At 48.8% G+C, this 25,912-nt stretch carries 19 protein-coding genes and 1 pseudogene; 14 read left to right on the forward strand and 6 right to left on the reverse strand.

The window, feature by feature from the left end; genetic code table 11:
- Positions 1-4 precede the first annotated feature (4 nt).
- Together EQP46_RS17820 and gdhA are read left to right on the forward strand one after the other, a co-directional pair.
- Positions 5-946 carry a hypothetical protein gene (locus tag EQP46_RS17820; RefSeq protein WP_129494934.1) on the forward strand — a complete coding sequence of 314 codons (942 nt, stop codon included), beginning with the start codon at positions 5-7 and terminating at the stop codon, positions 944-946.
- A 337-nt stretch (positions 947-1,283) separates the two neighbouring features.
- Positions 1,284-2,630, forward strand: a complete 1,347-nt coding sequence (gene gdhA, locus EQP46_RS17825) for an NADP-specific glutamate dehydrogenase (protein ID WP_129494935.1) — start codon at positions 1,284-1,286, stop codon at positions 2,628-2,630.
- Between the two features lie 136 nt (positions 2,631-2,766).
- Here gdhA and EQP46_RS17830 read toward each other — a convergent pair whose 3' ends face one another.
- Complete coding sequence (locus EQP46_RS17830) at positions 2,767-6,309, reverse strand: beta-propeller fold lactonase family protein (RefSeq protein ID WP_129494936.1); 3,543 nt, start codon at positions 6,307-6,309, stop codon at positions 2,767-2,769.
- Between the two features lie 565 nt (positions 6,310-6,874).
- Between EQP46_RS17830 and EQP46_RS17835 the strand changes: the two genes are divergently transcribed.
- From EQP46_RS17835 to rodA, 4 genes are all read left to right on the forward strand, one after another.
- Positions 6,875-7,606 carry a phosphatase PAP2 family protein gene (locus EQP46_RS17835; protein ID WP_129494937.1) on the forward strand — a complete coding sequence of 244 codons (732 nt, stop codon included), beginning with the start codon at positions 6,875-6,877 and terminating at the stop codon, positions 7,604-7,606.
- Between the two features lie 167 nt (positions 7,607-7,773).
- Positions 7,774-8,151: a hypothetical protein gene (locus EQP46_RS17840; RefSeq protein ID WP_129494938.1), complete on the forward strand. Its 378-nt coding sequence runs from the start codon at positions 7,774-7,776 to the stop codon at positions 8,149-8,151.
- Positions 8,152-8,289: 138 nt separating this feature from the next.
- Entirely contained in the window at positions 8,290-8,961 is a 672-nt protein-coding gene (locus tag EQP46_RS17845) for a DedA family protein (protein WP_129494939.1), read from the forward strand.
- Positions 8,962-9,028: 67 nt separating this feature from the next.
- Positions 9,029-10,138 carry a rod shape-determining protein RodA gene (rodA, locus tag EQP46_RS17850; RefSeq protein WP_129494940.1) on the forward strand — a complete coding sequence of 370 codons (1,110 nt, stop codon included), beginning with the start codon at positions 9,029-9,031 and terminating at the stop codon, positions 10,136-10,138.
- 144 nt (positions 10,139-10,282) lie between these two features.
- Here rodA and EQP46_RS17855 read toward each other — a convergent pair whose 3' ends face one another.
- The 4 genes from EQP46_RS17855 to EQP46_RS17870 form a co-directional block, all read right to left on the reverse strand.
- Entirely contained in the window at positions 10,283-10,774 is a 492-nt protein-coding gene (locus EQP46_RS17855) for a peptidylprolyl isomerase (RefSeq protein ID WP_129494941.1), read from the reverse strand.
- Positions 10,775-10,912: 138 nt separating this feature from the next.
- On the reverse strand, positions 10,913-14,077 hold the full coding sequence (locus tag EQP46_RS17860) for an efflux RND transporter permease subunit (protein ID WP_129494942.1): 3,165 nt from the start codon (positions 14,075-14,077) through the stop codon (positions 10,913-10,915).
- Positions 14,078-14,088: 11 nt separating this feature from the next.
- Complete coding sequence (locus tag EQP46_RS17865) at positions 14,089-15,192, reverse strand: efflux RND transporter periplasmic adaptor subunit (protein ID WP_167482779.1); 1,104 nt, start codon at positions 15,190-15,192, stop codon at positions 14,089-14,091.
- A gap of 416 nt (positions 15,193-15,608) precedes the next feature.
- The gene (locus tag EQP46_RS17870) at positions 15,609-16,595 is read right to left on the reverse strand and encodes an ABC transporter substrate-binding protein (protein WP_129494943.1); all 987 of its coding nucleotides are present in this window, start codon (positions 16,593-16,595) and stop codon (positions 15,609-15,611) included.
- A 290-nt stretch (positions 16,596-16,885) separates the two neighbouring features.
- Between EQP46_RS17870 and EQP46_RS17875 the strand changes: the two genes are divergently transcribed.
- The 4 genes from EQP46_RS17875 to EQP46_RS17890 all read left to right on the forward strand — a co-directional run bounded on the left by EQP46_RS17875 (position 16,886) and on the right by EQP46_RS17890 (position 21,513).
- Positions 16,886-18,034, forward strand: coding sequence for an ABC transporter ATP-binding protein (locus EQP46_RS17875; protein WP_420841385.1), 1,149 nt, complete (start codon positions 16,886-16,888; stop codon positions 18,032-18,034).
- Positions 18,035-18,241: 207 nt separating this feature from the next.
- Positions 18,242-19,327, forward strand: coding sequence for an extracellular solute-binding protein (locus EQP46_RS17880; protein WP_129494945.1), 1,086 nt, complete (start codon positions 18,242-18,244; stop codon positions 19,325-19,327).
- A gap of 72 nt (positions 19,328-19,399) precedes the next feature.
- Complete coding sequence (locus EQP46_RS17885) at positions 19,400-20,656, forward strand: ABC transporter permease (RefSeq protein WP_129494946.1); 1,257 nt, start codon at positions 19,400-19,402, stop codon at positions 20,654-20,656.
- Positions 20,657-20,664: 8 nt separating this feature from the next.
- The gene (locus EQP46_RS17890; RefSeq protein ID WP_129494947.1) at positions 20,665-21,513 is read left to right on the forward strand and encodes an ABC transporter permease; all 849 of its coding nucleotides are present in this window, start codon (positions 20,665-20,667) and stop codon (positions 21,511-21,513) included.
- 252 nt (positions 21,514-21,765) lie between these two features.
- On the opposite strand, the gene EQP46_RS17900 is transcribed toward EQP46_RS17890, so the two are convergent.
- The gene (locus EQP46_RS17900) at positions 21,766-22,119 is read right to left on the reverse strand and encodes a DUF6404 family protein (protein ID WP_129494949.1); all 354 of its coding nucleotides are present in this window, start codon (positions 22,117-22,119) and stop codon (positions 21,766-21,768) included.
- A gap of 285 nt (positions 22,120-22,404) precedes the next feature.
- Here EQP46_RS17900 and EQP46_RS17905 point away from each other — a divergent pair, with 285 nt between their 5' ends.
- From EQP46_RS17905 to EQP46_RS24325, 4 genes and pseudogenes are all read left to right on the forward strand, one after another.
- The gene (locus EQP46_RS17905) at positions 22,405-23,307 is read left to right on the forward strand and encodes an AraC family transcriptional regulator (protein WP_129494950.1); all 903 of its coding nucleotides are present in this window, start codon (positions 22,405-22,407) and stop codon (positions 23,305-23,307) included.
- 288 nt (positions 23,308-23,595) lie between these two features.
- A complete protein-coding gene (locus EQP46_RS17910; protein WP_129494951.1) occupies positions 23,596-24,360 on the forward strand; it encodes an AraC family transcriptional regulator in 765 nt (254 codons plus the stop codon).
- Between the two features lie 730 nt (positions 24,361-25,090).
- A complete protein-coding gene (locus EQP46_RS17920; protein ID WP_205685938.1) occupies positions 25,091-25,570 on the forward strand; it encodes an Hsp20 family protein in 480 nt (159 codons plus the stop codon).
- A gap of 153 nt (positions 25,571-25,723) precedes the next feature.
- A pseudogene (locus tag EQP46_RS24325) lies at positions 25,724-25,912 on the forward strand (IS4 family transposase); the annotation flags it as partial.

Here is a 25,912-nt window from a genome sequence, read left to right on the forward strand (position 1 = left end):
CGCCATGCAAACTGACTCCCATACATTGATAGATATCCCATTTAACTTTCGCCATACCTGTTGGTTTTGTGGTGAGCCTGCTTCTCGAGAGCTGAACTTTCCACGTCGTGCTAACAAGAACGTAGAACATGCGCTGTTGGCGATCCCCGCATGCAAAGAGTGTGAGGCAATCTCATACCCTCGTGACATCAAATCCATTTGGCAATTACGCGCCCATATCAAACAAAAGCTGATGACCAAATACACCAAACACCTCGCTGTTGGTGAAAACTGGACGAAGGAAGAGCTAGAAGACAGTGAGTTTTCAGGCTCGATATTGGGTGGATTCGGTGAAAGTGCGTGGCAGATGTATGAAATCGCCAAGCAGCGAATCGCTTACGAAGGCTGGCCGCTGATCGTCGATGGTTTGCCATTTTATGCTATCGATGACACGAGCAGTTTTGAATTTGATGGCACGCACTACGCCTCGCTTGCTGCGTGTATCGAATTCTTTGTCAACGCGAGTGATGTGGACAGAGATCTGCTGACGCAAGTGGTGGACATTGTCACACCAGCACGCTTCGGTTACGCCCTGAAAATCGCCAAGCTGAATAAACGCATTTCCCCGTCAAGGCGCACGCAAATCATTGATGACATCGCCGTTCAGGAAGTAGAAGACCGCGAAGCCGAGCGCGAACGGTTGGCAATGAACGCCCAAGATCATGCCATTGTCGATGTCTCCGTATCAGGCGCTACTGCACCCACGTTCGCCATTCAATGGGCGATGGATAGAGGCGCACACACGCTATCAGCACTTTGCCTACTAGAAGATGACTACTTTGATGACTTCCAGTACCTCGGCGGCGCAGGTGCTTTCGCATCCTACAACGGCTTACAGTTGTATTTAGCAGCCAGAGAAGATGCTGCATGGGCGGAAGAGAATGATCCTAATAAGGATATGTGGTGAGTCTGATACAGCCGTTTTTATCACTTCCCTTTTACTTTTTTCTTCAAAGTTGAAGGGCGTGAATTGCATCTCGTCGTAAGCATTGCTAAGGCACCTTAAGACACGTCTAATGCGCTGTTTTTTGAGATATGTGACTCTACCGATTTACATTACTCCTAAGTCCAAATAAACAAAACAAAATATTTTAATCTCGGATTTTGATGTGTGATTAAAAACCATCGCTTCTTATTTATAGCGTGGGTGGTGAACCTGATATAACCGTCGATGGAATAAAATATACCCATATAGATGCATATCTATTCATAGGGAAGTTTGACTTACAGAGACGGAGTTCGTGATGACAGAAGTGATGCTTAAAGACGCGTTTTTGTCGCGTGTTGCTAAAAATAACCCCAACCAGCCTGAGTACCTTCAGGCGGTGACAGAAGTAATAACCTCCATATGGCCCTTCGTTGAAAAGAACCCTAAATACATTGAAGCGGGGATCCTTGAGCGTTTGGTTGAGCCGGAACGTTTAATTCAATTTCGCGTGAGTTGGGTCGACGATAACGGCAAAGTGAACGTTAACCGAGCGTTTCGTGTTCAACATAACTCTGCGATTGGTCCATACAAAGGAGGGATGCGTTTTCATCCTTCGGTCAATTCTTCAGTACTCAAGTTTTTGGCCTTTGAGCAGACGTTTAAAAACGCGTTAACAACCTTACCAATGGGCGGTGGTAAAGGGGGCAGTGATTTTGATCCGAAAGGCAGAAGTGACAACGAGATCATGCGTTTTTGTCAGGCGCTGATGCTTGAACTGCACCGTCATTTAGGCGCTGATACGGACGTTCCTGCGGGCGATATCGGCGTGGGAGCGCGAGAAGTGGGCTTCATGACGGGCATGATGAAGAAGCTGTCTAACAGTGCCGAATGCGTATTTACCGGAAAAGGTTTGTCTTTTGGTGGCAGCTTGATCCGCCCAGAAGCCACAGGCTATGGCCTGCTTTACTTTGTTGAAGCGATGTTGAAGGAAAAAAGACAAACATTGGTTGGGAAGCGTGTAGGTGTGTCGGGATCGGGGAACGTTGCACAATTTGCCATTGAGAAAGCGATGGAAATGGGCGGCAAAGTGATCACTGCATCCGATTCATGTGGCACCGTTTATGACCCTGAAGGCTTTACGCCCGAAAAGCTTTCAATTCTGATGGACATTAAAAATGTAAAACGTGGTCGCGTTGCAGATTACGCACTTAAAATGGGGCTGACTTACGCTGAGGGCGCGAAGCCTTGGCAATACGAAATGGATATCGCGCTGCCCTGTGCAACGCAGAATGAACTCACGGTTAATGACGCTGAAATGTTGGCTGGAAACGGCGTTCAGCTGGTTGCCGAGGGCGCGAACATGCCAAGTACGGCTGATGCTGTTGCTGTGTTCAACAATGTCGGTATTCTCTATGCGCCTGGCAAAGCAGCCAACGCAGGCGGTGTAGCAACCTCAGGTCTAGAAATGAGCCAAAACGCGCTTCGTTTGGGTTGGAGTCGTGAGGAAGTTGATCAGCGCTTGCAAGACATCATGCGTCGAATTCACGATACCTGCGTGGAATATGGCCGTGATGAGTCAGGAAAGGTGAACTACGAACTCGGTGCGAACATCGCTGGGTTTGTGAAGGTGGCGGATGCGATGTTGGCACAAGGTGTGTGTTAAGTCTTATCTGCATGGCATTGGAGCAGCCCCTTCTATAAGGAAGGTTTGATTATTACTTAAGCTTGGATGCCTTCTGTGAGTTAAACGAAAAAACGGCCCATCAGGGCCGTTTTACGTTGTGTGAAACGCAGTTCAATTAGGTGAAATCGAACAAGTCTTCATTCAGGGTATCCGCCGAGATGTTCTCGAGCGTGATGGTTGCTGCACCATCGTTAACGGATATCACAGTGTCTGCACCACTTTGTGTGAATGAAAGCAGGGCGTAGTCATTCGCGAGTGAACTATCGATTTCAATGGTGTCTTGGCGTGCATTAAAATCAGTGATGATGTCTTTACCTGATTCGCTGTCAAAGTAGAAGATATCGTCATTCTTGCCGCCGGTTAGTGTGTCATTTCCTGTGCCGCCAGTGAGGAAATCATTTCCGTTTCCGCCGAGCAAGGTATCGTTGCCTTCACCGCCATTCAGCATATCATCGCCTTGGTTACCTTCCAGCAAATCGTCGCCGTCTTCCCCGTAAAGTGCATCGTTGTTGGTTGCGCCTTCAAGGCTGTCAGTGTCGTAGTTGAAGAACAGCTCTACACTTGCGGTTGCGCCGTCGGCATCGACCAAGAAGTAGCTGCCGTCTTCCGTTTGAACAATCACAGGTGGTGTTTGATCATTCTGAATACCTGTGACATTCAGTTGGAATACGAAGGTGCCATCTTCACCAATGGTATACAGATCAACACCTGCCGTGGCATTTGGCATCACGAATACGGGTTCACCATCCACGTAGCCAGCGGAGGACATGTAAGCACCCGCGCCATCAACCGTGTCGGTCAGTGTCATTGAACCATCAGCTCCCAATTCAAAGAGTGACGCCTGATCGCTGCCATTGCTTGATGCAATCACATAGGTTGTTCCGTCCGCTTTTTCATAGAAGTTTGCCGAGTTCCCGCCGCCTGCTTTAACAGATTGAGAATCCACCAAAGTGAGGTTGCCTGTGGCACTGCTGACGGCATAGGTGTTCACACTATCATTGCCACTAGAGACGACGAAGGTGCCGCTGTCAGTGGTGACAATGTCGATGCCTGAAACGACATCACCGGCTGCGATGGACGTGCCTGTTTCTGCGATTTTTCCTGTCTCGGGATCATAGGTCAGGATGTCGATGCGGTCGTTCTGTGCGCGCGTGGCGTAGATGTACTCTGTGCCATCGTTCGCTTCATAGGCGACGTTTTCGCGAACGATACCGCCACGTAGGCCGGTTTGCGAACCGCCAAAGTAGGAAAGTCCGCCATTCAATGACAACTGACCGTCTTCGGAGATATGCCAAGTGGTGATGGAGCCGCTGTTTTGCGAGGTGACAAACAGGGTTTCTTGTCCATCAATGTTAGACACATTGGATTGGGTTAAACCGTTACCCATTGCACCGACAGATAAGCCAGCATCTGCAAATTGAGACGTGATGTCGCCGCCCGATGTTGAGGTCACCGTACCCGTGCTGTTGTTGTAACTGATGCGGTCGGTTTCGGTGAGTGTTCCATCATTTTCAACGCGTGAGATGATGGTTGTGCCGCTGTAACCGAAGCTGGTAGAAATTACGTATGGCACACCGTCAACGTCGACCGTTGTGGTGTTCCAGCTTGAGTTAGTGCCGTTCGTGACGGCGTTGTTGCTCGCACCGAGCAACAGGTTTGATGACGTGCCATCGTCGCCCACAAGGTGGTCGTTGCCATCACCGCCATGAAGCTCGTCGTTATCTGCGCCGCCTTTCAGTAAGTCGTCACCGTTTCCGCCATCAAGGTAGTCATCGCCTTCTTCGCCGAACAACCTATCATTAAACGCATTGCCGTGGACGAAGCCCGTTGCGAGTTCGACAGTGGACGCATTGCCGTCTCCATCGACCAAGAAGTATTTGCCGTTTTCGGTTTGAACGATGACAGGAGGCGTTTGATCGTTTTCCATGTCAGTAATGGTGGAGCGCAGAACCAGCGTGCCGTCTTCGGCGATGGTGTAGAGATCAACACCTTCTGTCGCATTTGGCATGACGAATACAGGTTCGCCTTCCACGTAACCCGCAGAAGACATGTACGCACCGCCGCCATCAACGGTGTCGGTCAAAGTGAGAGAGCCGTTAGCGCCTACTTCAAACAGGGATGCTTGGTCGCTGCCGTTGCTTGATGAAATGGCGTAGGTCGTGCCGTCTGCGGTTTGGTAGAAGTTTACAGAGTTGCCGCCGCCTGCTTTGACGGATTCTGTATCAACCAGTGAAAGGTTGCCCGTTGCGGAATCCACGGCGTAAATGTTGACGCTGTCATTTGCGCTGGAAGCAAGGTAAGTGCCGCTGTCCGTGGTGATGATATCAATGCCAGACACCCAATCGCCCGCCGCAACAGATGTCCCTGTCTCTGCGATTTTGCCTGTTGCTGGGTCGTAGGTCAGAATATCGATGCGGTCATTTTGTGAACGGGTCGCGTAAATGTATTCCGAGCCGTCGTCGGCTTCGAAAACCACGTTCTCTCGCACGATGCCGCCACGCAGCCATGTTTGAGAGCCGCCGAAGGCTGATAAGCCGCCGTCCAATGATAATTGACCGTCTTCAGAGATGTGCCATGTCGTGATCGAGCCGCTGTTTTGAGAGGTTAAAAACAGGGTAGGTTGGCCATCAACCACTGACATGTTCGATTGTGTGAGGCCATTACCAAGTGCACCCACAGACAAGCCTGCATCGGTAATTTGTGACGTGATGTCACCACCAGACGTGGACGTGACCACGCCTGTGCTGTTGTTGTAGCTGATGCGATCTGTTTCAGTCAGTGTGCCGTCAGTTTCTACACGCGAAATGATGGTAGTGCCGCTGTAACCAAAGCTGGTTGATACCACGTAAGGGACGCTATCAATGGTAATTGTTGTGGTATTCCAGGCGTTATTGGCTTCACCTTCTGTCGCTGGGCCTGCGGCTTCAATGCGCACAACGCCATCTTCGCCACTGTTGCCTGAACCTGCATTTGGATCGGTTCCATCATCGCCAATCAGGCGATCATTACCCGCGCCACCAAACAAGGTGTCGTTATCATAACCACCATCTAATTGGTCGTTGCCGTTGCCACCGCGCAGTGTATCGTCGCCCTTGTCGCCGTAGAGCACATCATTGCCTTCTTGCCCCCAAAGGGAATCATTGTCATCGCCACCATGCATGGTGTCGCCGCCGTCGCCGCCCCAAAGCACATCGTTGCCTTGGTCGCCATTCACGGTATCGTCGCCGTCGTCACCGAAGATGACGTCGTTACCTTCGCCGCCATTCGCGACATCATCATCATCGCCAGCGCGGATTTTGTCGTCGCCAGTGCCGCCGTATAGGGTATCGCTGCCTTCGTTACCGAAAAGGCGATCTGCGCCGCTGCCACCTGAGATGGTGTCATCACCTAGGCCGCCTTCTACAAGGTCGTCGCCATCATCACCAAATAGGTTGTCGTTATCGAAACCGCCGCGAACCCAATCGTTGCCGGCATCGCCATGTACCTCATCTGTTCCGTCGCCGCCGATCACCGTATCGTCGCCGTCACCGCCGTAGATGAAATCCGTATCGCCATCGCCTTGAATGTAATCATTCCCGTCGTGGCCATAAATGGTGTCTACGCCTGTCGTTCCTCGAAGTCTATCGTCACCGTTTGTCCCATTGATGATGTTTGACATTCCTTTATCCCTCTGTTGATTAATGCGCGTCTTGTTGTGGTTATAAAATGAGCGCTTGGTTGAGTGGCATTACTATAAATGTGGATATTTGGACTTTGAAATAAAGGGCATCTCTCACTTAAGACATACTGATCATTTATAAGGCGAGAAGAGAGGAAAAGAGGGAAAAAGCATGAGTTGGCATTTGGGCTAAATGAATATTACTGAATGTTTAAGCGTTATCTAGCATCGTTTTAAACATTAGTGATCTCTTAACTATATATAATATAGAGAGTTACCAGAAAAATCTTTCGTGGGATGATATCTCGAAATTGTTGAGTTTATGCGACTTGCTCCAACATGATGAAAAAAGCATGAAGTTACTGTTTTGTTGTGGATTGGAATGGGTATCACTGCTTGAAAGTTTCCTCTAATACACATAAATGGCACCGACGTAGGCAAAATTGCAAGGTGTTTAAAAAATGAGATCTAAGAATTCACAACGTTCTTACACCCGGTGGATCAGTTGGCGGTAGACTGCTTCATCAATTTTCTCGTCTTTTGAAAGTGAAAGGTTCTGCGGTTTATGGTTTTTCAGAAAAAATATGGATTGATGTGCGCTGTATTGCTTTGCATGTTTTTGTCTTTTTCTGCGCTTGTTTCAATGCGCTTTTCGTTTGTTGGTGAAGTGAATGACGCAGTGGGTGCAGCGTTTTCTTTGCTGTCGTGGTCTGCGGGTCCTAAAGGGTTCTTGTTTACCACTGCGTTGCTTTGTGCCATTCCCTTTTTCTTAAAATGGCCTCGTCAGCGGGTGTTAGTGTGTTTGTCGTGCTTTGTGTTTGTGCTCGGCGCGAGTTTCGTCACCAAAACCGTGTTGAAATCGGTCACACAAGAACCTCGTCCTTACACGCATGTATTGGAGGATCTAGATGCGGTAGATTCTGCGAACGCTTTCTATTTGATGTCGTCAGCAGAACGCGTGAATACGATTGAAGCGGTGAAGGGATCGGTGAGCGACTGGCGGTTGCCGCATTGGGAAAAAGAAACCAATTATTCGTTCCCTTCTGGGCACACGATTTTCGCAGCGTGTGCGGCCATTTTTTGGGGCGCGATTTTGCTGTCTGAAGGCTATCGTTTGTGCGCGGTGATATTGACAATGTGGGCAGGTCTTGTGGGCATGAGTCGGCTTTGGCTCGGCATGCATTGGCCTGTGGATCTTTTCGGTTCTCTCGTCTTCGCTACGGCGATCTGCTTCCTTGTTCCCGTTGTTGAAATTGCCATTTTCCGGCGAGGTCGGATACAAAATAACCAAGGGTGATGTAAGGGGGGAATGAAAAGGGCGTGCGCCCTTTTTTTACGCCTGCGCGTTAGATTTTTAAACCGTGGGTGTTTGCTCAACTTTACGTGCATTCGCCCTGACAAAAATGTTGTCTTTTTTCAGGTTTAGAAGTAAATAGTAACTACCTTCATTCTCTTGGTTCTCGCGTGGAAAAACTGCCCAAAAAGCTGCCATTTATCATGGTATTGCTTACTGTGTTATTTTGCAGTTACGCCCTTGGTGTGATTGGGTTAAGTCATGCTAAAAATGTAATAAATAAGGCTGTCAGCCAAGAATCCGAACCAGACACCAAGATCGACACATTAGCCCCGCGCATTGCGTCACCTCGTATACTCATTTCTGCGTCAGACCCGCTAGATAAAGATCCACTTTCTTGGCCAGTGTTGTTTGCCTCTTTTGCAAGCTTGCTGGCGTTGGGATGCATCTTGTATGGGTTTCCAAGAACACACCTTTTTATCGACACCGATCGCTTAGCGGGTTGGCAAGACGCCAACCTGCAATATCGATTTATTCACTCCCGCTAGAAGCCAAACGTCGCGCGACACATTGACGCCTCTTTTTTCAGTGATCACGCCTAACGTGGCGTAACACGTCGTGTAGAACAATAAAAACCAATGACTCCGTAACACGCATTTCTAGCACCTTGGTATTTTGGAGAAACCATGTTTGAAGCAATCCAAGAGGTTTTGGTCGCCATTTGGCACCAAGACTTCAATGCACTACTCACACCGGGCAGTGCAACCCTCATTTACATTCTTGTAGCGATTCTTATCAGCCTCGAGAGCGGCTTTCTCCCTGCGGCCCCTTTGCCATGTGACAGTATCGTCGTGCTTGTTGGCACCCTGTCTGCAGTGGGCGTGCTTGATCCTTTCCTTGCGTTCCCGATGCTGATCATTGCGGCATCCATGGGCAGTTGGTTAGCATTTTCACAAGGTCGATGGCTAAACAGATTGCCTCTGGTGCAGTCTTGGTTGGCGAAAGTGCCTGAAAAGCAAATGCGGACAGTCGACGCGCTTTTATGCCGTCATGGTCTGGTGGCGTTGTTTATCGCGCGCTTTGTACCGGGTGTTCGTTCTGTGCTGCCGATGATGATGGGGATGCGTGTTCATGAAGCACCGCGTTTTCATTACTTTGCGTGGTTGAGCGCCACCATGTGGGTGTTCTTGCTGTCGGGATTGGGTTACCTATTACCGTCATTGCCGGAGCCGATCAGCCGCTTAGTGACAATGGGGCTGATGGCAGCACCTGTGATCACCTTGTGTATTGCGATTTTGACGGCGATAACGTGGCGCATTCGTAAGGCGCTGCAAGGAAATCTAAAACCTTCTGCATAACATTGCTTTTGTGCGCGCTGACGTTAGTATTGCGCGCTTTCTTTAACTGAGTGAGATAGAGAGTTCCGTGTTCAGCTATCGCTTGCGGATAGATTATCCGCTGTTTTTTGCGATTTGTGCCTTAATTGCCTTCGGATCGCTAAGTGTGTGGAGTGCAAGTGGCTATAGCTTGCCCATCCTAGAACGCCATTTGGCACGCGCCGCGTTGGCCATTTTAGCGCTGATTGGTTTATCGGCTATTCCTGCAAGAAGCTATAAAGATTTTGCCCCCAAGCTTTTCATTATTGCTGTGGTGTTGTTGGTTGGCGTTATCGTTGCCGGAGACACGGTAAATGGCGCAAAACGTTGGTTGGCGCTTGGCCCTATCCGTTTTCAACCTTCTGAACTGATCAAAGTGGCGATGCCAATGATGGTGGCATGGCTCATTGTCAAAGACCCTGGGCGACCGGGGCTTCAGAAAATCGCCATGTGCGCCTTGGTCACCGCGCTACCTGCGGGTTTGATTGTTATCCAACCTGACTTGGACGGCGCAATTTTCACCGTGATGTACGCACTGTTTGTGCTGTATTTGGCGGGCATGAGCTGGAAAATCATCGGATCCGTATTGGCAACCGTGGCGGCGGCTGTACCAGTGATGTGGTTTTTCTTTATGAAAGACTACCAAAAAATGCGTGTTACCCAGTTTTTGAACCCTGAATCAGACCCTCTCGGGTCGGGCTATCAAATCATCCAATCTTTGATTGCGATTGGCTCTGGTGGCTTTAAAGGCAAAGGGTTCATGAGTGCAACCCAAGGGCAATTGGGCTTCATTCCTGAAAGCCACACTGACTTCATTTTCTCGACGTTTGCGGAAGAATGGGGTTATTTGGGTAGTGCGACCGTTATTTTGTTGTACTTGTTTATTTCAGGTCGAACCCTGTGGCTCGCGAGCCAAAGCCCATCGGCGTTTTCTCGTCTTGTGAGTGGTGCTCTGGCAATGAGTTTCTTCTTGTATGCCTTTATCAATCTCGGCATGGTGAGCGGGTTGCTTCCTGTGATGGGTAGTCCGTTGCCATTTATTAGCTACGGCGGCACGGCCATGATCACGCAGGGGGCCTGTTTTGGTATCATCATGGCGCTATGTTGTGGGGCACAACAAGCGGAAGCAACGTGGTCCCAACGCAGTTTTGCTCGCTAGTGGTTAGTGCGTTGAATACACCCTAACCGCATAGCAGAAATCAAAAAGGCAGGTTTAATCACCTGCCTTTTTTTGTCCGCTTTTCACTGAACGTTGTTTTACTTAACCCTGAATAAGGCTATGCAAAACACCAGCGAATCGATGTTATTTAATGGTTACGCTTTGGATAACGATAGGATCCATTGGCACGTCATCGTGGCCAGCAACGCGTGTGGTCATCGCGTTACCAATGTTGTTTACCACATCCATGCCCATGGTCACTTTACCGAATACCGCATAGCCCCAACCCTGGTTGGTCGTTGCTGTGTGGTCGAGGAAATGGTTGTCTTCCAAGTTAATGAAGAACTGCGCGGTCGCTGAATGCGGGGCATCAGTACGCGCCATCGCGATAGAGCCCGTCACGTTCTTCAAACCACGGTTTGCTTCGTTCACAATGGCTTCGCGGGTAGGTTTTTCTTTCATTTTCGCGGTGAAACCGCCGCCTTGGATCATGAAACCTTTGATCACACGGTGGAAAATCGTGTTGTCGTAGAAACCATCTTCGCAGTATTTCAGGAAGTTTTTAGACGTGACTGGCGCTTTGTCCATGTCGAGTTCGATTTCAATGTCGCCGAAGTTGGTAGAGAAAATAATCATAGGTCGTGACCGATAAGGGTTGAATCAAAGGGGCGCAGTATACGCAAAGCAAACGTACTCGCAAAGCCAAGATGTGGGCTAAGACGCGTCGTTCATGGCGTTTCCTGTGCTCGACATTCACGCCACCCACACGCGTAATCAATGGCTTGGTTTAGGGGCCTCTTCACCAATTCCTTTATCGCCAAGCGCGACATCGTCGAGATCTGCATCGATACCGTCATGCAATGCTTCCTCTTCGGCTTCATCCATTTCCCCTTGGTGCAATTTGTGTTGATCCGCAATGAAGGTGTACATCACAGGCAGCACGAACAAGGTGAACAAGGTGCCCACGGCAAGGCCTGCCACGATCACTAACCCGATGTTGTAGCGCGATGCGGCACCGGCCCCTGTCGCGAACAGTAAGGGGATCAAACCAGCAATCATGGCTGACGTGGTCATTAAAATTGGACGAAGACGCACGGTAGCCGCTTCAATGATCGCGGCTTGTTTGGATGCGCCTTTTAAGATTTGCTCTTCTTTGGCGACTTCACACATCAGAATGCCGTGTTTGGTGATAAGCCCTACGAGGGTAATCAAACCGACCTGTGAATAGATGTTCATCGAGGTTTCACCTGAGATGTGCGTCCACCCCAAAGCAATCAGCGCACCACTGATGGCGAGCGGCACAGTGAACATGATTACCAGTGGGTCTCGAACGCTTTCAAACTGGCTGGCGAGCACCAAGAAGATGATGGCCAATGCCAGCGCGAAGGTTTGATACAAGGAGCTGCCTTCTTCTACGAATTGACGCGCTTCGCCCATAAAGGAGTAGGTGTAACCCTGCGGTAAGTCAGTGACCGCTAACCCCTCAAGGAAGGCGATGGTGTCGCCCATGGCGACATTGGGGGCGGGCACGGCCTCAATCGAAATGGAATTCATTTGGTTGTAGTGTGGCAGCGACTTGGCTTGTCCATCGACAGTGAAACTGACCAAGCTGGAGAGAGGAATGGCGGAGCCATCTTGTGCCGTCACGTAGAATTTATTGATGCTGTGCGGATTAGCGCGGTTAACCCGATCAAGCTGCGGGATCACCTCATAAGAGCGGCCATCAATGTTCACGCGATTGATGTAGCCGCCACTCATCATGGTACCTAAGGTTGCGCCAATCTCTTGCATGGTGACGCCATATGCCCCCGCAGCATTTCGATCAATGTGCAAACGCACCAAGCCGGAATCATATTTTAAGTTGACGTCGGAATAGACGAAAAGCGGACTGGCTTTCACTTTTTCTAGGATATTGTTGCCAATGCTGAACAAGGTTTCGAAATCAGCGGGGCTGGTGATCACGAACTGAACCGGTAAGCCGCCAGATGCGCCGGGCAGTGAAGGCATTTGGTAAGCCGTTGCATTGATCCCTGGAATATCTTTTGCCGCCTTATTGATGTTGGCGGAGATCTCTTTTTGGCTTAACGCTCTGTCACTCCAAGGAATCAAAGGGCCAATCGCGATGCCTTGGCTGCTGGTCGGCACGCCGACAAGGGCAAGCGATGCTTCTGCCTGTGGTTGATCCGCAATGATTTTCGCAATCAATTTCATGTTCGCTTGAATGTAATCGTTGTTTGATGTGGAAGGCGTGCTGCCAATGACCACGACGACGCCCTGGTCTTCATCAGGCGCAAGCTGCGAAGGCACAAAAGTAAACAACATGGGGAGTGCTATAAGCACAGCAATCGCAAAGGCCACCACAACGCGTTTGTGTTCCATGATGGCATGAAGGCCGTGCTGATAGCGCTGGGTTAATCCACCTAAGACACGTTCAACCGTGGCTTCAAAACGGCTCGGTTGGGTGTGCGGCTTGAGCATTTTGGAACACATCATGGGCGACAAAGTGAGCGCCACGAAGCCTGAGATAAACACAGCGCCAGCGAGGGTGAGCGCGAATTCTTTGAACAATGCGCCTGTGACGCCCCCCATCAGGGCAATGGGTGCGTAAACCGCGGCAAGGGTAATGGTCATGGATATGATGGGAACGGCGATTTCGCGGGTCGCTTCAAGCGTTGCTTTAAAGGGTTTTGTGCCCATCTTGATGTGTCGGTCGACGTTTTCTACCACCACGATGGCATCGTCCACCACAAGCCCGATGGCCAACACCATGGCGAGCAACGTCATCAAATTGAGCGTAAAGCCAAAGGCTTGCATGACGACAGCAACGCCAATGAGTGACAAAGGAATGGTAACAATAGGAATGACCACGGCGCGGAACGAACCCAAGAACAGCAAGATCACCACAATCACGATCAGTGCTGCTTCGCCGATGGTTTTCACGACTTCGTCGATTGAGTCTGTGATCGCCAGCGTGGAGTCATAAAGGACGCTGGCCTTCATGGTGGACGGCAGGTTTTTCTGGATGGAGGTGAATAAACCACTGATACCCGCTGCGACGTCCAACGGGTTGGCCGTTGGCGTGGCGTTAATGCCAATAATGACGGCTTCTCGCCCGTTGGCTAACGCGCGGAAACTGTCGTTACTTTTGCTCATGTTGACTTCGGCCACATCACTGAGCAGTACAACTTGGCCTTTCTGACTTTTGATGATGAGGTTGCGTAGCCCCTCTACCGTGTCGACTTGGCTGTCTATCGTGCTGTTTAGCACGGTGAAGTAGCTGCTGAATTGGCCGACGGCGGATTGGTAGTTATTTTGCTGCAAAATGCCGACAAGATCGGAGGTGGAAAGATCGTACTGGCCGAGTTTTTCTGGATCCGGCCATATTCGCAACGCGAACGGTGCACCGCCCATCATGGAAATATTGGACACACCGTTAATGGTAGAAAGTTGAGGGTTCACCACCCGTTCTAGGTAGTCGGCGATTTGGCTGGAGTTGAGGTCTTCGCTGAAAAACGATAAATACATAATCGACGTTGTGGAACCTGTCGATGAGGTGACTGATGGGTCGTAGGCCTCTTGTGGCAATTGGTTTGTGACGGAGTTGATTTGGGACAGTACATTCGCGAGCGCTTCATCTGGATTGGTGTTCAGCATCATGTTCAACACGATACTCGAACTGCCAAGTTCGCTGGCTGAGGTCATGAAATCGAGGTTGTCCACTTGCGATAAGGCTTGTTCTAACGGTTGGGTGATAAAGCCTTCCACCAATTCAGCATCAGCCCCCGGATACGCGGTGCCCACGGTGATAACGGTGTTTGTCATTTCAGGGTATTGGCGCACTTGCAGATCTTTTAAGGCATTCAAGCCGAGCAAAAGCAGCAAAATACTGAGGGATGCCGCCATCACGGGGCGGTAGATAAAAATGTCCGTAAATTTCATCGTCTGACTCCTTACAACTGCGGCATGGAATCAGGAACAGAAATGGGGTTGGGCACGATCTTCACTTTGGTGTTGTTGCCCAAGTTCAAAATGCCTGTGGTGACGACGTCTTCATCAAATTTCAGTGCCCCCGACACCAAGGCATCGTTGCCACTGCGTGCAATCACGTCAACCGTGATTTGTCTGACCCGAGTTTCATCCTCTTTCTTTTCCGCGACATACACAGAGTTGCCGTATAAGGCGAAGACGATGGCGGTTTGAGGAACGACAAATTGCTTGTCCAAATCAGCGAGCGCAACGGCGACATCAGCAAACATGCCGCCGCGTAGTGATCTGTCTTCGTTGGGGAGTTCAGCTTGAATGGCGACTAGCCCGGTTTGGGCGTTGACCACGGGTTCGATGGCGTTGATTTTCCCTTCATAAGTGCGGTCGGGGTAGGCTTCCACGGTCAGTGAAATAGGCTGACCAATACTGACTTTACCGAGTTCAGATTGCGGAACACTGAATCGTACTCGCATGACAGACAAATCTTCGAGGCGAACAATGTCAGTGCCGGCCGAGGCATATTGGCCGAGATTGACGTTGCGAATACCGAGCAAGCCATTAAACGGGGCTTTGATTTCCCGAAGGGCGATAGTGGCTTGCAAGCTTTCAATGCTCGCAAGTAGCGTTTCGTACTTTGACTGCGCCGCTTCAACGCTTTGTTCTGATACTGAGCGCTCTTTGTAGAGCTTGACGAGGCGGTTGTAGTCGTCACGTACTGACGGCAATTGCACTTGTTGCGCTTTTAAATCTGCGGCTTGTACAGACGCGTCAAGGTTGACCAATACGGTGCCTTTTTCCACTGATTGACCGTTTTCAAAGTTAATGCCCGTGACGATACCAGCAACTTCGTTGGAAATATCGACCCCTTGGTTTGGCTCTATAAAACCGATGGCATTGATACTTTGTGGCCACACCGTTGGTGTGAGCGTTTCGACTGTCACCGGATAAACGGGTTCTGGCAAGTTGGCGAGGGTGTTTTCAATCTTATTGTTCACGAAAAGGTTAAAGCCAATAACGGTGCCAAATGCGAGCACGACGATCACCAACATTCCTAAGACCCATTTGTTCATGCGTGACTCTCCATGCTCGATGTTGTGCGAGGAGAGAAGGGAAGGTGTGGATGTGCACCTGTAAAATAGGGTGATTGAATGCCCATTTTTATTGCCTCTCCTGTGCGGTACGAAAAGTATAAGCAACCTGTCACTCAGGGGTGTTTCCTTCTTGGGACGAATGAAACGGGAAATGTGCACGCTATGAGGGCAATCTTTGGACGGTTAAAAATGAACAATAAATCAGACAGTTGAAAGGGTTGAATAAATCAGGGTGATGATGAAATGCAGATGTGGGTGTTCAACATGGTCAATGAAAGCGCGAAAAAGGAGGTATTGCACCTCCTTTATTTTCGAATTGAGCGTTTAAAAACGATCTTGCTGTTTAGCTTGACGCGTTTCAGTAAACAGCCACGAATTCCGTCGTGGCGAGGTGTTTACAGCGCGTCTTTTACCTTCGCGGCAACGTCAGCAGGCACCCATTGGCTCCAAAGCTGTGGGTAGGATTCAAGGAACTCTAGCGCGGCGATTTCGCCATCCGCTTGGTTTTCTTCCATCCATGCCATCATCGCGCTCATGTCTGCATTCGGGTACGCACGATTTGCGATGTATGCATAAGCCTCAGGCGATTCCGTTGCGAACGATTCGGTGGTGATGGTGTTTACCGCAGACGGTGGGTAAGCCGTCACTTTTGGCGACTCACAGCCTTCTTGTGTAATACACGCTTCATAGTGCGCCGGATCGGCTTCAACACCGAAATCGACTTTCACCATGTCGTAGCGACCAAGTACAGGGGTCGGTGACCAGTAGTAACCAAACCAAGGTTTCTCTCGGTCATACGCACGGGCAATTGAACCTGCCAGCGCTGCGCCTGAACCTGGGTCGACCAACTCAAACCCTGCTTCTTCAAGATTAAGTGCATTAAACAGGTGCCCTGCAGTGATTTGGCACGTCCAACCTGATGGGCAAGTCATAAAGCCTGATTTGCTATCATCTTCTGGGTGAGGGAAGAGCTTAGCATTCGCTTTCACACCTTCGATTGTCGCCAGCTCAGGGTGTTTGTCGACCATGTATTTCGGCACCCAAAACCCTTCTTCACCGCCTTCAGCAAACGCTTTACCGGCAAAACGGAGTTTCTTCTCGTTCACGCCTTTTTCGAGCATTTCTTTGTGTGAGTTGCTCCAGAATTCCGGCGCAATGTCTGGCTCGCCTTTTTCTGTCATGGAGATCCCCGTTGGCATGGTGTCGCCCGGCACGAGTTCGGCGTCACAGCCGTAGCCGTTCTCAAGGATAAACTTATCCACGTTTGCCATGAGCGTGGCGGAATTCCAGTTCATGTCTGCAATGGTGACATTGCCACATTCATCAGCGGAAGCGAAAGGAGAGAGAGCTAGCAGCGCAAGCGGAAGATAGCGTTTTTGCATGTAAAAATCTCCGGCAGTCGACGATGTTCGTCTTGTTATTTTATTGGGTGTATTCAGGGTATTCCCATCGGTGAAAAGACGATAACAAAGTGTGTAAACGAAGCGTGTGAATTTAGTCGTAATCGTGATGTTTGTTAGATTTTGCTAATTCAAAGTTAAAAATGAGTGTTTCATGATTGGGAGCCTGATGAATTGATCAGTCTCTCATTGGGGGGGTATGCACTTTGATCAATGTTAACACCGTGTTATAGGCTCTATGTTGGTTAGACGTGTAAAGGATGATAGTCACCATGCAAGACGCAGGGAACGGACAAGGAAATACCCGCGGAATCCATCAAGAACAGACAAGCGACAGTGGTTCTCCTTTTGTGCGTTTCGACAATGTTCAAAAGAGCTATGACGGCAGAAGTTTAGTCGTCAAAGGGTTTGACCTTGATATTCAACAAGGTGAGTTCATTACTCTGCTTGGCCCATCTGGTTCGGGTAAATCGACTGTTCTGATGATGATGGCGGGTTTCGAACAGCCTACTCATGGAGAAATTTACCTAAACAACCAACCCATTAAGACGCTGCCTCCGCACAAACGCGGCATTGGGTTGGTATTCCAAAACTACGCCCTGTTTCCCCACATGACGGTGGAAGAAAACCTCGCCTTTCCCTTGCAAGTACGCAATCTCTCCAAATCTGACATCGAGAAGAAAGTGAAGCGCGCGCTTGATATGGTGCGCCTGTCTGATTTTGGGCATCGTCGCCCCGCGCACCTTTCGGGTGGTCAGCAACAGCGTGTTGCCGTGGCGCGAGCGTTGGTGTTTGAGCCTGAATTGGTATTGATGGATGAACCACTTGGCGCGTTGGACAAGAACCTGCGTGAAGAGATGCAATACGAAATCAAACACATCCAGCAAGATCTTGGCGTGACCATGATCTACGTGACTCATGATCAATCTGAAGCGCTAACCATGTCTGACCGCATTGCCGTGTTTAACGATGGTGTGGTGCAACAATTGGCGACACCAGAAGAGCTGTATGAACGTCCTGTAAACGCGTTCGTTGCGCAATTTATTGGCGAGAACAATCGCTTGAAAGGCGATGTCATTGAGCTAAACGATGTGCAGTGCCGCGTGAAAGTGCCTAATGGCGACATCATTACGGCCAAACCTGTTGCGGTAGACAGCATGGGTTCACAATCAACCTTGTCGCTTCGCCCAGAACGTATCGTCATCAACCCTGAAGATGGCGCATTGGCGAATGTCTTTGACGCCAAAGTCGAAGAGGTGATTTACCTCGGCGACCACCTACGCACCCGCGTGAATGTGTGCGAAAACAGCGAATTTATTATCAAAACCCCCAATGCCGATGGTCACCCAAATTTACGCCGTGGAGAAATGATCCGCGTCGGTTGGGCAGAAGAAGATTGCCGCGCATTGGATGCCTCTTAGCATGACGCCTTCTTGTTCAAATTGGCGTATTTGCCCAGTTTGAACGTGACGTAAAAACGTAAAACACACGGAAAACGAGGACTGAAAGACGGGCACTCAGGAACGCAGTTTTTTGCATGGCATGAAAGCAGGTTATTGATGCCATCCAAAAGTGGATTCCTACACCTGTCTAGACGTAAACAAGCGATAGACTTGAGGAAGAAAACAATGAAAAAACTCGCGTTGCAAGTTGCAATCCTGGCAGGACTAACGGGTGCTGCATCCGCGTCTTTTGCAGAAGAGTCGTTAAATATTGTGTCTTGGGGCGGTGCGTATACTGCCAGCCAAACCAAGGCATACCATGAACCATGGACGGCAAAAACGGGTCAGAAGGTTGTCAATATTGATAAATCTCAGAACGGCCTTTCTGGCCTGCGTGCGCAAGTGGAAGCAGGCAATGTTAGCTGGGATTTGGTAGACATTCTGCCATCTGATGCCATTGTTGCGTGTGATGAAGGCTTGGCTGAGCCACTTGATCACGATGTATTGCTTGCCGCTTCGCCAGATGGCATGCCAGCGACAAAAGACTTCCTTGCTGGCTCTTTGAGCGAGTGTTTTGTTCCTTCGATCGTTTACTCGAACATTGTTGCCTTCAACACTGAAATGTTTAAGGGCAAACAGCCGAACTCTATCAATGACGTATTTGACCTGAAGAAATTCCCAGGCAAGCGTTCGCTTCAGAAAAAACCTATCAACAACCTTGAGTGGGCATTGATTGCAGACGGCGTTCCTGCAGGCGAAGTCTACGATGTGCTCAGCACAGAAGAAGGCGTTCAACGTGCCTTTAAGAAACTCGACACCATTAAAGATTCTGTCATTTGGTGGGAAGAGGGTGCTCAGCCGCCACAGCTTCTTGCAGATAAAGAAGTGGCCTTTGCCTCTGCGTACAACGGCCGTATCTTTAACGCGGCGGTGAATGAGAAGCAGCCGTTTGACATCATTTGGGACGGCCAAGTGTTTGAGCTAGACGGTTGGGTTGTGCCAAAAGGGAAACTCGACAAAGTGAAAGATTACCTGCGCTTTGCGACGGACTCTCAGCGTCTGGCTGATCAAGCGAAATACATTTCGTATGGCCCAGCACGAAACTCTTCTGCAGCGATGGTAACAACGCACGCTGACACGGGCATCGACATGAAACCGCACATGCCAACCTTTGGGCCTAACTTCAGCACAGCGATTCCAAAAGATGATGAATTCTGGGCTGATAATGGTGATGAACTAGCACAACGCTTTAATGCGTGGTTAGTACAGTAACGTAACAACAAGTCGGCGGATGACGGACGGTTATCCGCCGATTTTTTGTGAACCAGAGGTTGGAGAGAGCACGTGCAGGGAAGTAAAACACAAGAATTGACAACGGCAGATGGCGTTTCACTTCGCGTTAGCCAAGAACGATCAATTCGACGCAACAAAATCAAAGCGTTTTTATTGGTAGCGCCGCTGCTGATATTTCTGCTGGTGGCGTTCGTTTTACCCATTGTCGACATGCTAAAACGCAGTGTCGAAAACCCCGAAGTGCTCACTTACCTTCCCACCACGACTGTCGCGCTACAAGAATGGAATGACGACGAACTGCCTGATGAAACTGTGTTTGCTGCGTTGGCTGTGGATTTAAAGGCTGGGGCAGAAGCGCGAACTATAGGGAAAGTGGCGTCACGACTCAACTACGAAAAATCGGGTATGCGTTCTCTGATCATGAAATCAGCACGTAAATCCAAGCGTTTTAAAGAAGGGCCATACAAAGAACAGTTGCTGAAAGCCGATAAACGCTGGGGCGATGTCGGTGTATGGAAGCTGATTCAGCGCGAATCTAGTCCGTATACGTTCTCGTATTACCTGAATGCGGTTGACCATAAATACGCTGATAATGGCGATATCGTGGCGCAGCCCGAACATCTACAAATCTACAATTCTCTCTTCTTCCGAACGATTTACATGAGTATCGCGATAACCTTCTTGTGTTTGTTGTTGGGATACCCGATTGCTTATTTGTTAGCAAACTTGCCGCTTCGTCAGGCCAACTTGCTGATGATTTTGGTGCTGTTACCCTTCTGGACGTCGCTGCTGGTGCGCACCGCGACATGGATTGCGATTCTTCAGCAACAAGGTGTATTGAACGATCTTATGGTCGGGGCGGGTATTCTCTCCGATGAAGACCGGATCCAGATGATCTACAATCAGACTGGCACCTTGATTGCGATGACTCACATATTGTTGCCGTTCATGATATTGCCGCTTTATTCCGTCATGAAAACCATATCCCCGAGTTACGTGCGCGCTGCGCGTTCGATGGGGGCGACGCCGTTTACAGCGTTTAGACGCGTCTATTTCCCTCAAACACTGCCTGGTATTGGTGCGGGCTCAATTCTGGTGTTTATTCTCGCGATTGGTTACTACATCACCCCCGCTTTGGTGGGTGGACAAACCGGTACCTTTATCACCAACTTTATTGCGTATCACATGCAAACCTCGCTGAACTGGGGCTTGGCAGCCGCCATTGCGTCGATTCTTCTGATCATCGTTATCGGATTGTATTGGCTTTATAACCGCCTGATTGGCGTCGATAACGTGAAATTAGGGTAGGAAATAACATGGCTATTCCAGAGTGCGCCACCACGAGTGAAAAGGTTTGGTATGTTGCGTTTCGTATCATCTGTGCAGGGATATTTTTGTTCCTCATTGGCCCCTTGCTGGTCATTATCCCGCTAAGTTTTAACGCTGAACCCTATTTTACGTTCACACCAGAAATGCTGAGTTTTCGTCCTGAAGGCTTTTCTTTGCGTTGGTATGACGATTTCTTTAGCTCAGAATCTTGGCAGACTGCGATCAAAAACAGCTTGATTGTCGCCATTGCCTCAACGATTCTCGCGACCGTGCTCGGCACCGTTGCAGCACTGGGGTTGTCCAGCCGCTATATGCCCTACAAAGATGCCATCATGGCGATCCTGATTTCGCCAATGATAGTGCCTTTGATCATTTCTGCGGCTGCGATGTTCTTTTTCTTTTCTCGATTCCAATTGACGCACACTTACATTGGCGTTGTGCTTGCTCACACAGCGCTGGGTATTCCCTTTGTTGTTATCACGGTGACCGCAACCTTGAGCGGCTTTGATCACTCGCTGACTCGCGCTGCTGCAAGTTTGGGAGCGAACCCGGTTTACACCTTTTTTCGGGTGGTTTTGCCGCTCGTTACGCCCGGCGTGATTTCGGGTGCGTTGTTTGCGTTTATTACGTCGTTTGATGAAGTGGTTGTGGTGCTGTTTATTGCAGGGCCTGAACAAACCACCTTGCCAATTCAGATGTGGTCGGGGATACGTGAAGAAATCAGCCCCACCATTTTGGCTGCGGCGACGTTGCTGGTGGTGTTATCGATTGCTTTGCTGACGACGTTAGAGTTCTTACGTCGGCGCGGCGCGCGTCTTCGCGGTATTGAAGAGTAGATGCTGAAGCGTAGATATTGAAGAGTAGTTGCTGGATTTAACGGGGCTGAGGATGTTCGTCTTCGTTTTATGCAGCTTTGTGAAAGGCTGGCTTGCCAACGACCCATTCCCCCAAATAAGGTCATTGGCAAACCAAGCACAAATCGCAGATTATTTTCTCGCTTCTCGCTTCTCGCTTCTCGCTTCTCGCTTCTCGCTTCTCGCTTCTATAATCTCGTATCTCGTATCTCGTATCTCGTATCTCGTATCTCGCTAGCGCGTTATCTCTTTCCAGCTCGGTACGCCTTTGCGCTTTGCAGAGAGCTTGTACCAACTTGCCATCAATAAACCGAAGACGATGCCTGTAAACAGTGACGCGTTAAAAGCGTAAATCACAGAGACGCCTAAACTGCGCCACTGCATAAACCACATGATCACACCCCAAATCGTGCCAAACCATGCAATCCCGAAAAGCACGTTAACGGCAAATGCACAAAATTGCGGTGGCGGAACGTTAATGCCAACGCGACGCGCTAAACGGTAGATGATTGGGCTGATAGAAGAAGGTAGAAAGCCTTTTTCGAGCAGTACTTGGTGTGCGTGGTCTAATTGTTGTTCAAATTTCATGTTGACTGACTGTGTTCAATTGATTGCATGCACTTTAACGCATTGAAATTCGGAAGGTAGGGGCAGTTTAGCGTTCGGTGAGCTTGCTCTCACTCGTTGATCCAAGATGGGTGATTCGTGAGACAAACGTAGAAGTTATTGCGGTTTTTAGCGTGATTTTTGAACATGCGCGAGGGGTGGGTATATCAAGGTCTATGTTCCACTTCATCGGTGATTGAGAAGACTTATAGGAATGAGTTCGATAGTCTCAAGCCTCGTCACTTGTCTTTGGAGTATCACGCGACCATGAAAATGGATTATCAGAAGCGTTTATTACCCGTCATTCGTTTTTTGGAGGCAAACTTCAATGAACCGCTCAATCTGGTTGAAGTGGCAGCGCTTGCTAACCTATCTCCCTATCATTTTCATCGAATGTTCAAAGCGGTGCAGCAAGAAACCTTGGCCGATTTTATACGTCGCTTGCGGTTAGAAGCTGCAGCGGAAGAATTATTCAAGACGAAGCCTCCCGTGTTGAACGTCGCCCTCGATTATGGCTTTTCGTCCTCTCAGAGCCTTGCAAAAGCATTTAAGCAGCACTTTGGTGTTACCCCGACGGCGTTTAGAGATTGCGAAGACTGGCAAATGTTCGGTGAGCTTTCACGAAGTAGCAAGATTGGACACACATTGCGCAAGATTGGAAACGCAGGCGGAGACACAGACCCCTATATTGGCTCCACGACATCAACGAGGAGTGAATTTATGGAAACACAACATTTTGAACCTGCCAAACTGGCTTACATCCGTGTCACGGGACCTTATGGTGAAAGCTATGAGCCTGCCGCGGGTAAGCTTTATCAATGGGCAGGGCCGAAAGGGTTGGCTGAAGCGACCTGCATCTTTATTTATCACGATAACCCTGAAATTACGCCAGCGGAGAAATGTCGAACCGATATTTGTTTGATGGTGCCAGAAGACACGAGTGTGCATGGGGATGTTGAACTGCAAGACTTTGCTGGTGGCAGCTATGGTGTGATGCGCAAAATCATGACCGATTTTTCGCAGTATTCTGGGGCGTGGGACGAAATCATGACAGACATGATCAACTCAGGACTAGAGCCGGACAATCGACCTTGTTTCGAGTTGTATCATGCTTACGATCAAGAAGCTCATATTGCGGATGTGAGCTTTTGCACGCCAATCAAGGTTTAACGTCCGTGCTATCTTGTTGACAAAAGCGGCAGTGCTGTCTCAGTGCTGCTGTTTTGCTTTTTGTACTCCTTTCATTATTTCCTTCACATTCACCGACGGTTAAATCCTGCGTTTAGACCTCTGATGAAGGGGCATGCCGGAAATACTGCGCATATAATTCGCAAAGTAATCCGATAGACGCTACAGCGCCGTATAGATTCCTATTTGATGCATTGATGCATTGATGCAAGCGCCACTGCGCGTCAGTGTGATTTGAGCGTAAAACAGGTGGTATGACGAAAAGGCACTATGGCTGATATTTCTGAGACCTCTTCATTCAATGCTGATCACTTCAACAACTTGGTGATTGGCGTAGCTGCTAACGTGGGCAAGCATGATGCCTGTATGCATCATCATGCTAAGCCACAACTGTTGTTTGCATCTTCTGGCTGTATGAGCATCATGCTCAATGGTGTTTGGTGCGTGGTGCCACCAGCCAGAGCAGCGTGGATCCCTGCGGGCACTGATCATTGTGCCGAAATGCGAAACGTCGAGGCGTATCGTTCACTCTATTTTCACCGTGATGTCGCGCCAATGTTGCCGTCGGAGATAAAGATCATCTCTGTAAACGGCTTGATGAGGGAGTTGATAGAGCGCATGGCGTATTGGGAGTGGGAAATGCCCATGCAAGCACAAAAAACCGCATTCTCACTGTTCTGTGAGGAACTCAAATCCGCAAAAGAAGAGCAATTTTCTTTGATTTTACCCACAGACCGACGAATCGCACGATGGCTAGAAGGTGTGTTGGAAGGCGAGCACATACCAGCGCCGTTAAATGAAATGGCGCAGGGGATAGGTGCGAGTGCTAAAACCATCAGTCGAATTTTCACTCGGGAAACGGGCATGCCTTATCAATCATGGCGACAGCAATGGCGGTTACAGGCATCTGTTGAGCGTCTCTCTCAGGGTGACAGCGTATCAGACGTCGCAAGTGGGCTGCACTTCTCCAGTGACAGCGCTTTTATCAGTTTTTTCCGTAAAATGACCGGAAGCACACCTGGGAGATACGTGTAATTCCCATTGCGCTTTGTATTGTCACTCTTCCTTGCTTTCCTCTTGTTACCAGCCGTTGATTAAAATTTACACTGTAATTTCCCTGTCAGTTTAATGTTGAAAGATTGTAATGAGAGTCATTCTCATCTAATCTTTGTGATAAGGCAGCGCGTGGAGCATCATCATGGTTCAAGGAAATATCGTTACTCATTCTGCGGTAGAGATAACGCCGAAAAAGCGAACAGTTCAGATAGAGATATCCGTTGATAGCTTGGAACGGCTCTTCCTCAACGGGCAACTCTGTGCGGCCGAGTTTAGTTGTCTGGATGTCGATTCTAAGCAAGCTGTCCAAAAGTTATGTTTGAATGCATGTGTTCATCGTCTTCAAAAGGCGCAATAAGCTGCGCTTTATTGCGAAATCAAAGTTAACAAAGTGTTAATTTTTCTTGTTGCTAAATTAATTTTTTAAAATATTTACACCTACGCTTGAAAACGTTTGATTCTATCTCCATATCTTTAAGATTATCTGTTTTCTTTCTTCTTTTGGTATTGATGTTTTCCCTCTCTTTAAAGGAGAAAATAATGCCTTACTTTTCGTTAGCTTATAAATAAATTAAAAATATTTTCCATGAGATACTTGAAAATAGATTAGGTGGACGCCAAATAGAGTGATGTAAGGTTGTGGCGATATTCGTGCGGCCTTTATATTAAAACTCTATTAACCATATCGCTTCATTTGGAGGATATTATGATGAAAACTATCGATTTGACCCCACTGTACCGTAATAGCGTAGGCTTTGATCGCTTTGCGTCTTTGTTGGATAACGCATTTCGTGCAGAAAGCGCTGCAGGCGGTTACCCTCCGTACAACATCGAATCTCTTGAAGAGAACAACTATGCCATCACCCTTGCTGTCGCAGGGTTTACGCAAGATGAGCTAGACATCAATGTTGAACGTGGTGTGCTGACCATTCGTGGTGAGAAAGCAAAAGCCGAAGATAAGCATTACCTTTACCAAGGTATCGCGAACCGTACGTTTGAGCGAAAGTTCAACCTCGCTGATTATATCGAAATTACAGGTGCTGATTTAGAAAATGGCCTATTGACCATTAAACTTCTAAAACGTATTCCAGAAGCAATGAAACCAAGAAGCATTGCAATTAATGGACAACAACGCGTTGCGCCTGAACTTGAAAAATCCGTTGAAGAGAAGAACGCTGAACTTGTGTGATTCTTCCGTTTATCTTGAACGATAGATTACATTTAGTTTTGGGCTAGCGAATCCCCTCAAAATTCCTCTTCTAAACAATGAGAAAGACGCGCACCGTACCCTTTGATCTAATGAATTTCGCCAAAAACCACATTCCACCAAGAGGAATTACCGATGCGCGATATTCAAATTCTACAAGATACATTAACTAATCAGTGTCCCACTATTCATAAAAAACGGCTTCATTCTCTGCTACTTGCGACTCAATCCTCACTCGATGGCGCTGATCTAACACTCACAAAACTTGGTCGCTCGCTCGACGTTAGGACGACCGCTAAACATGCCATCAAGCGTGTCGACCGA

Source organism: Enterovibrio baiacu (assembly GCF_004120195.1).
Classification (GTDB): domain Bacteria; phylum Pseudomonadota; class Gammaproteobacteria; order Enterobacterales; family Vibrionaceae; genus Enterovibrio; species Enterovibrio baiacui.

Coding starts and splice junctions, on each gene's coding strand:
- EQP46_RS17820 (WP_129494934.1), top strand. CDS start 5: ATGCAAACTGACTCCCATACATTGATAGATATCCCATTTAACTTTCGC.
- gdhA (WP_129494935.1), top strand. CDS start 1,284: ATGACAGAAGTGATGCTTAAAGACGCGTTTTTGTCGCGTGTTGCTAAA.
- EQP46_RS17830 (WP_129494936.1), bottom strand. CDS start 6,309: ATGTCAAACATCATCAATGGGACAAACGGTGACGATAGACTTCGAGGA.
- EQP46_RS17835 (WP_129494937.1), top strand. CDS start 6,875: ATGGTTTTTCAGAAAAAATATGGATTGATGTGCGCTGTATTGCTTTGC.
- EQP46_RS17845 (WP_129494939.1), top strand. CDS start 8,290: ATGTTTGAAGCAATCCAAGAGGTTTTGGTCGCCATTTGGCACCAAGAC.
- EQP46_RS17855 (WP_129494941.1), bottom strand. CDS start 10,774: ATGATTATTTTCTCTACCAACTTCGGCGACATTGAAATCGAACTCGAC.
- EQP46_RS17860 (WP_129494942.1), bottom strand. CDS start 14,077: ATGAAATTTACGGACATTTTTATCTACCGCCCCGTGATGGCGGCATCC.
- EQP46_RS17865 (WP_167482779.1), bottom strand. CDS start 15,192: ATGAACAAATGGGTCTTAGGAATGTTGGTGATCGTCGTGCTCGCATTT.
- EQP46_RS17870 (WP_129494943.1), bottom strand. CDS start 16,595: ATGCAAAAACGCTATCTTCCGCTTGCGCTGCTAGCTCTCTCTCCTTTC.
- EQP46_RS17875 (WP_420841385.1), top strand. CDS start 16,886: ATGCAAGACGCAGGGAACGGACAAGGAAATACCCGCGGAATCCATCAA.
- EQP46_RS17880 (WP_129494945.1), top strand. CDS start 18,242: ATGAAAAAACTCGCGTTGCAAGTTGCAATCCTGGCAGGACTAACGGGT.
- EQP46_RS17890 (WP_129494947.1), top strand. CDS start 20,665: ATGGCTATTCCAGAGTGCGCCACCACGAGTGAAAAGGTTTGGTATGTT.
- EQP46_RS17900 (WP_129494949.1), bottom strand. CDS start 22,119: ATGAAATTTGAACAACAATTAGACCACGCACACCAAGTACTGCTCGAA.
- EQP46_RS17905 (WP_129494950.1), top strand. CDS start 22,405: ATGAAAATGGATTATCAGAAGCGTTTATTACCCGTCATTCGTTTTTTG.
- EQP46_RS17910 (WP_129494951.1), top strand. CDS start 23,596: ATGGCTGATATTTCTGAGACCTCTTCATTCAATGCTGATCACTTCAAC.
- EQP46_RS17920 (WP_205685938.1), top strand. CDS start 25,091: ATGAAAACTATCGATTTGACCCCACTGTACCGTAATAGCGTAGGCTTT.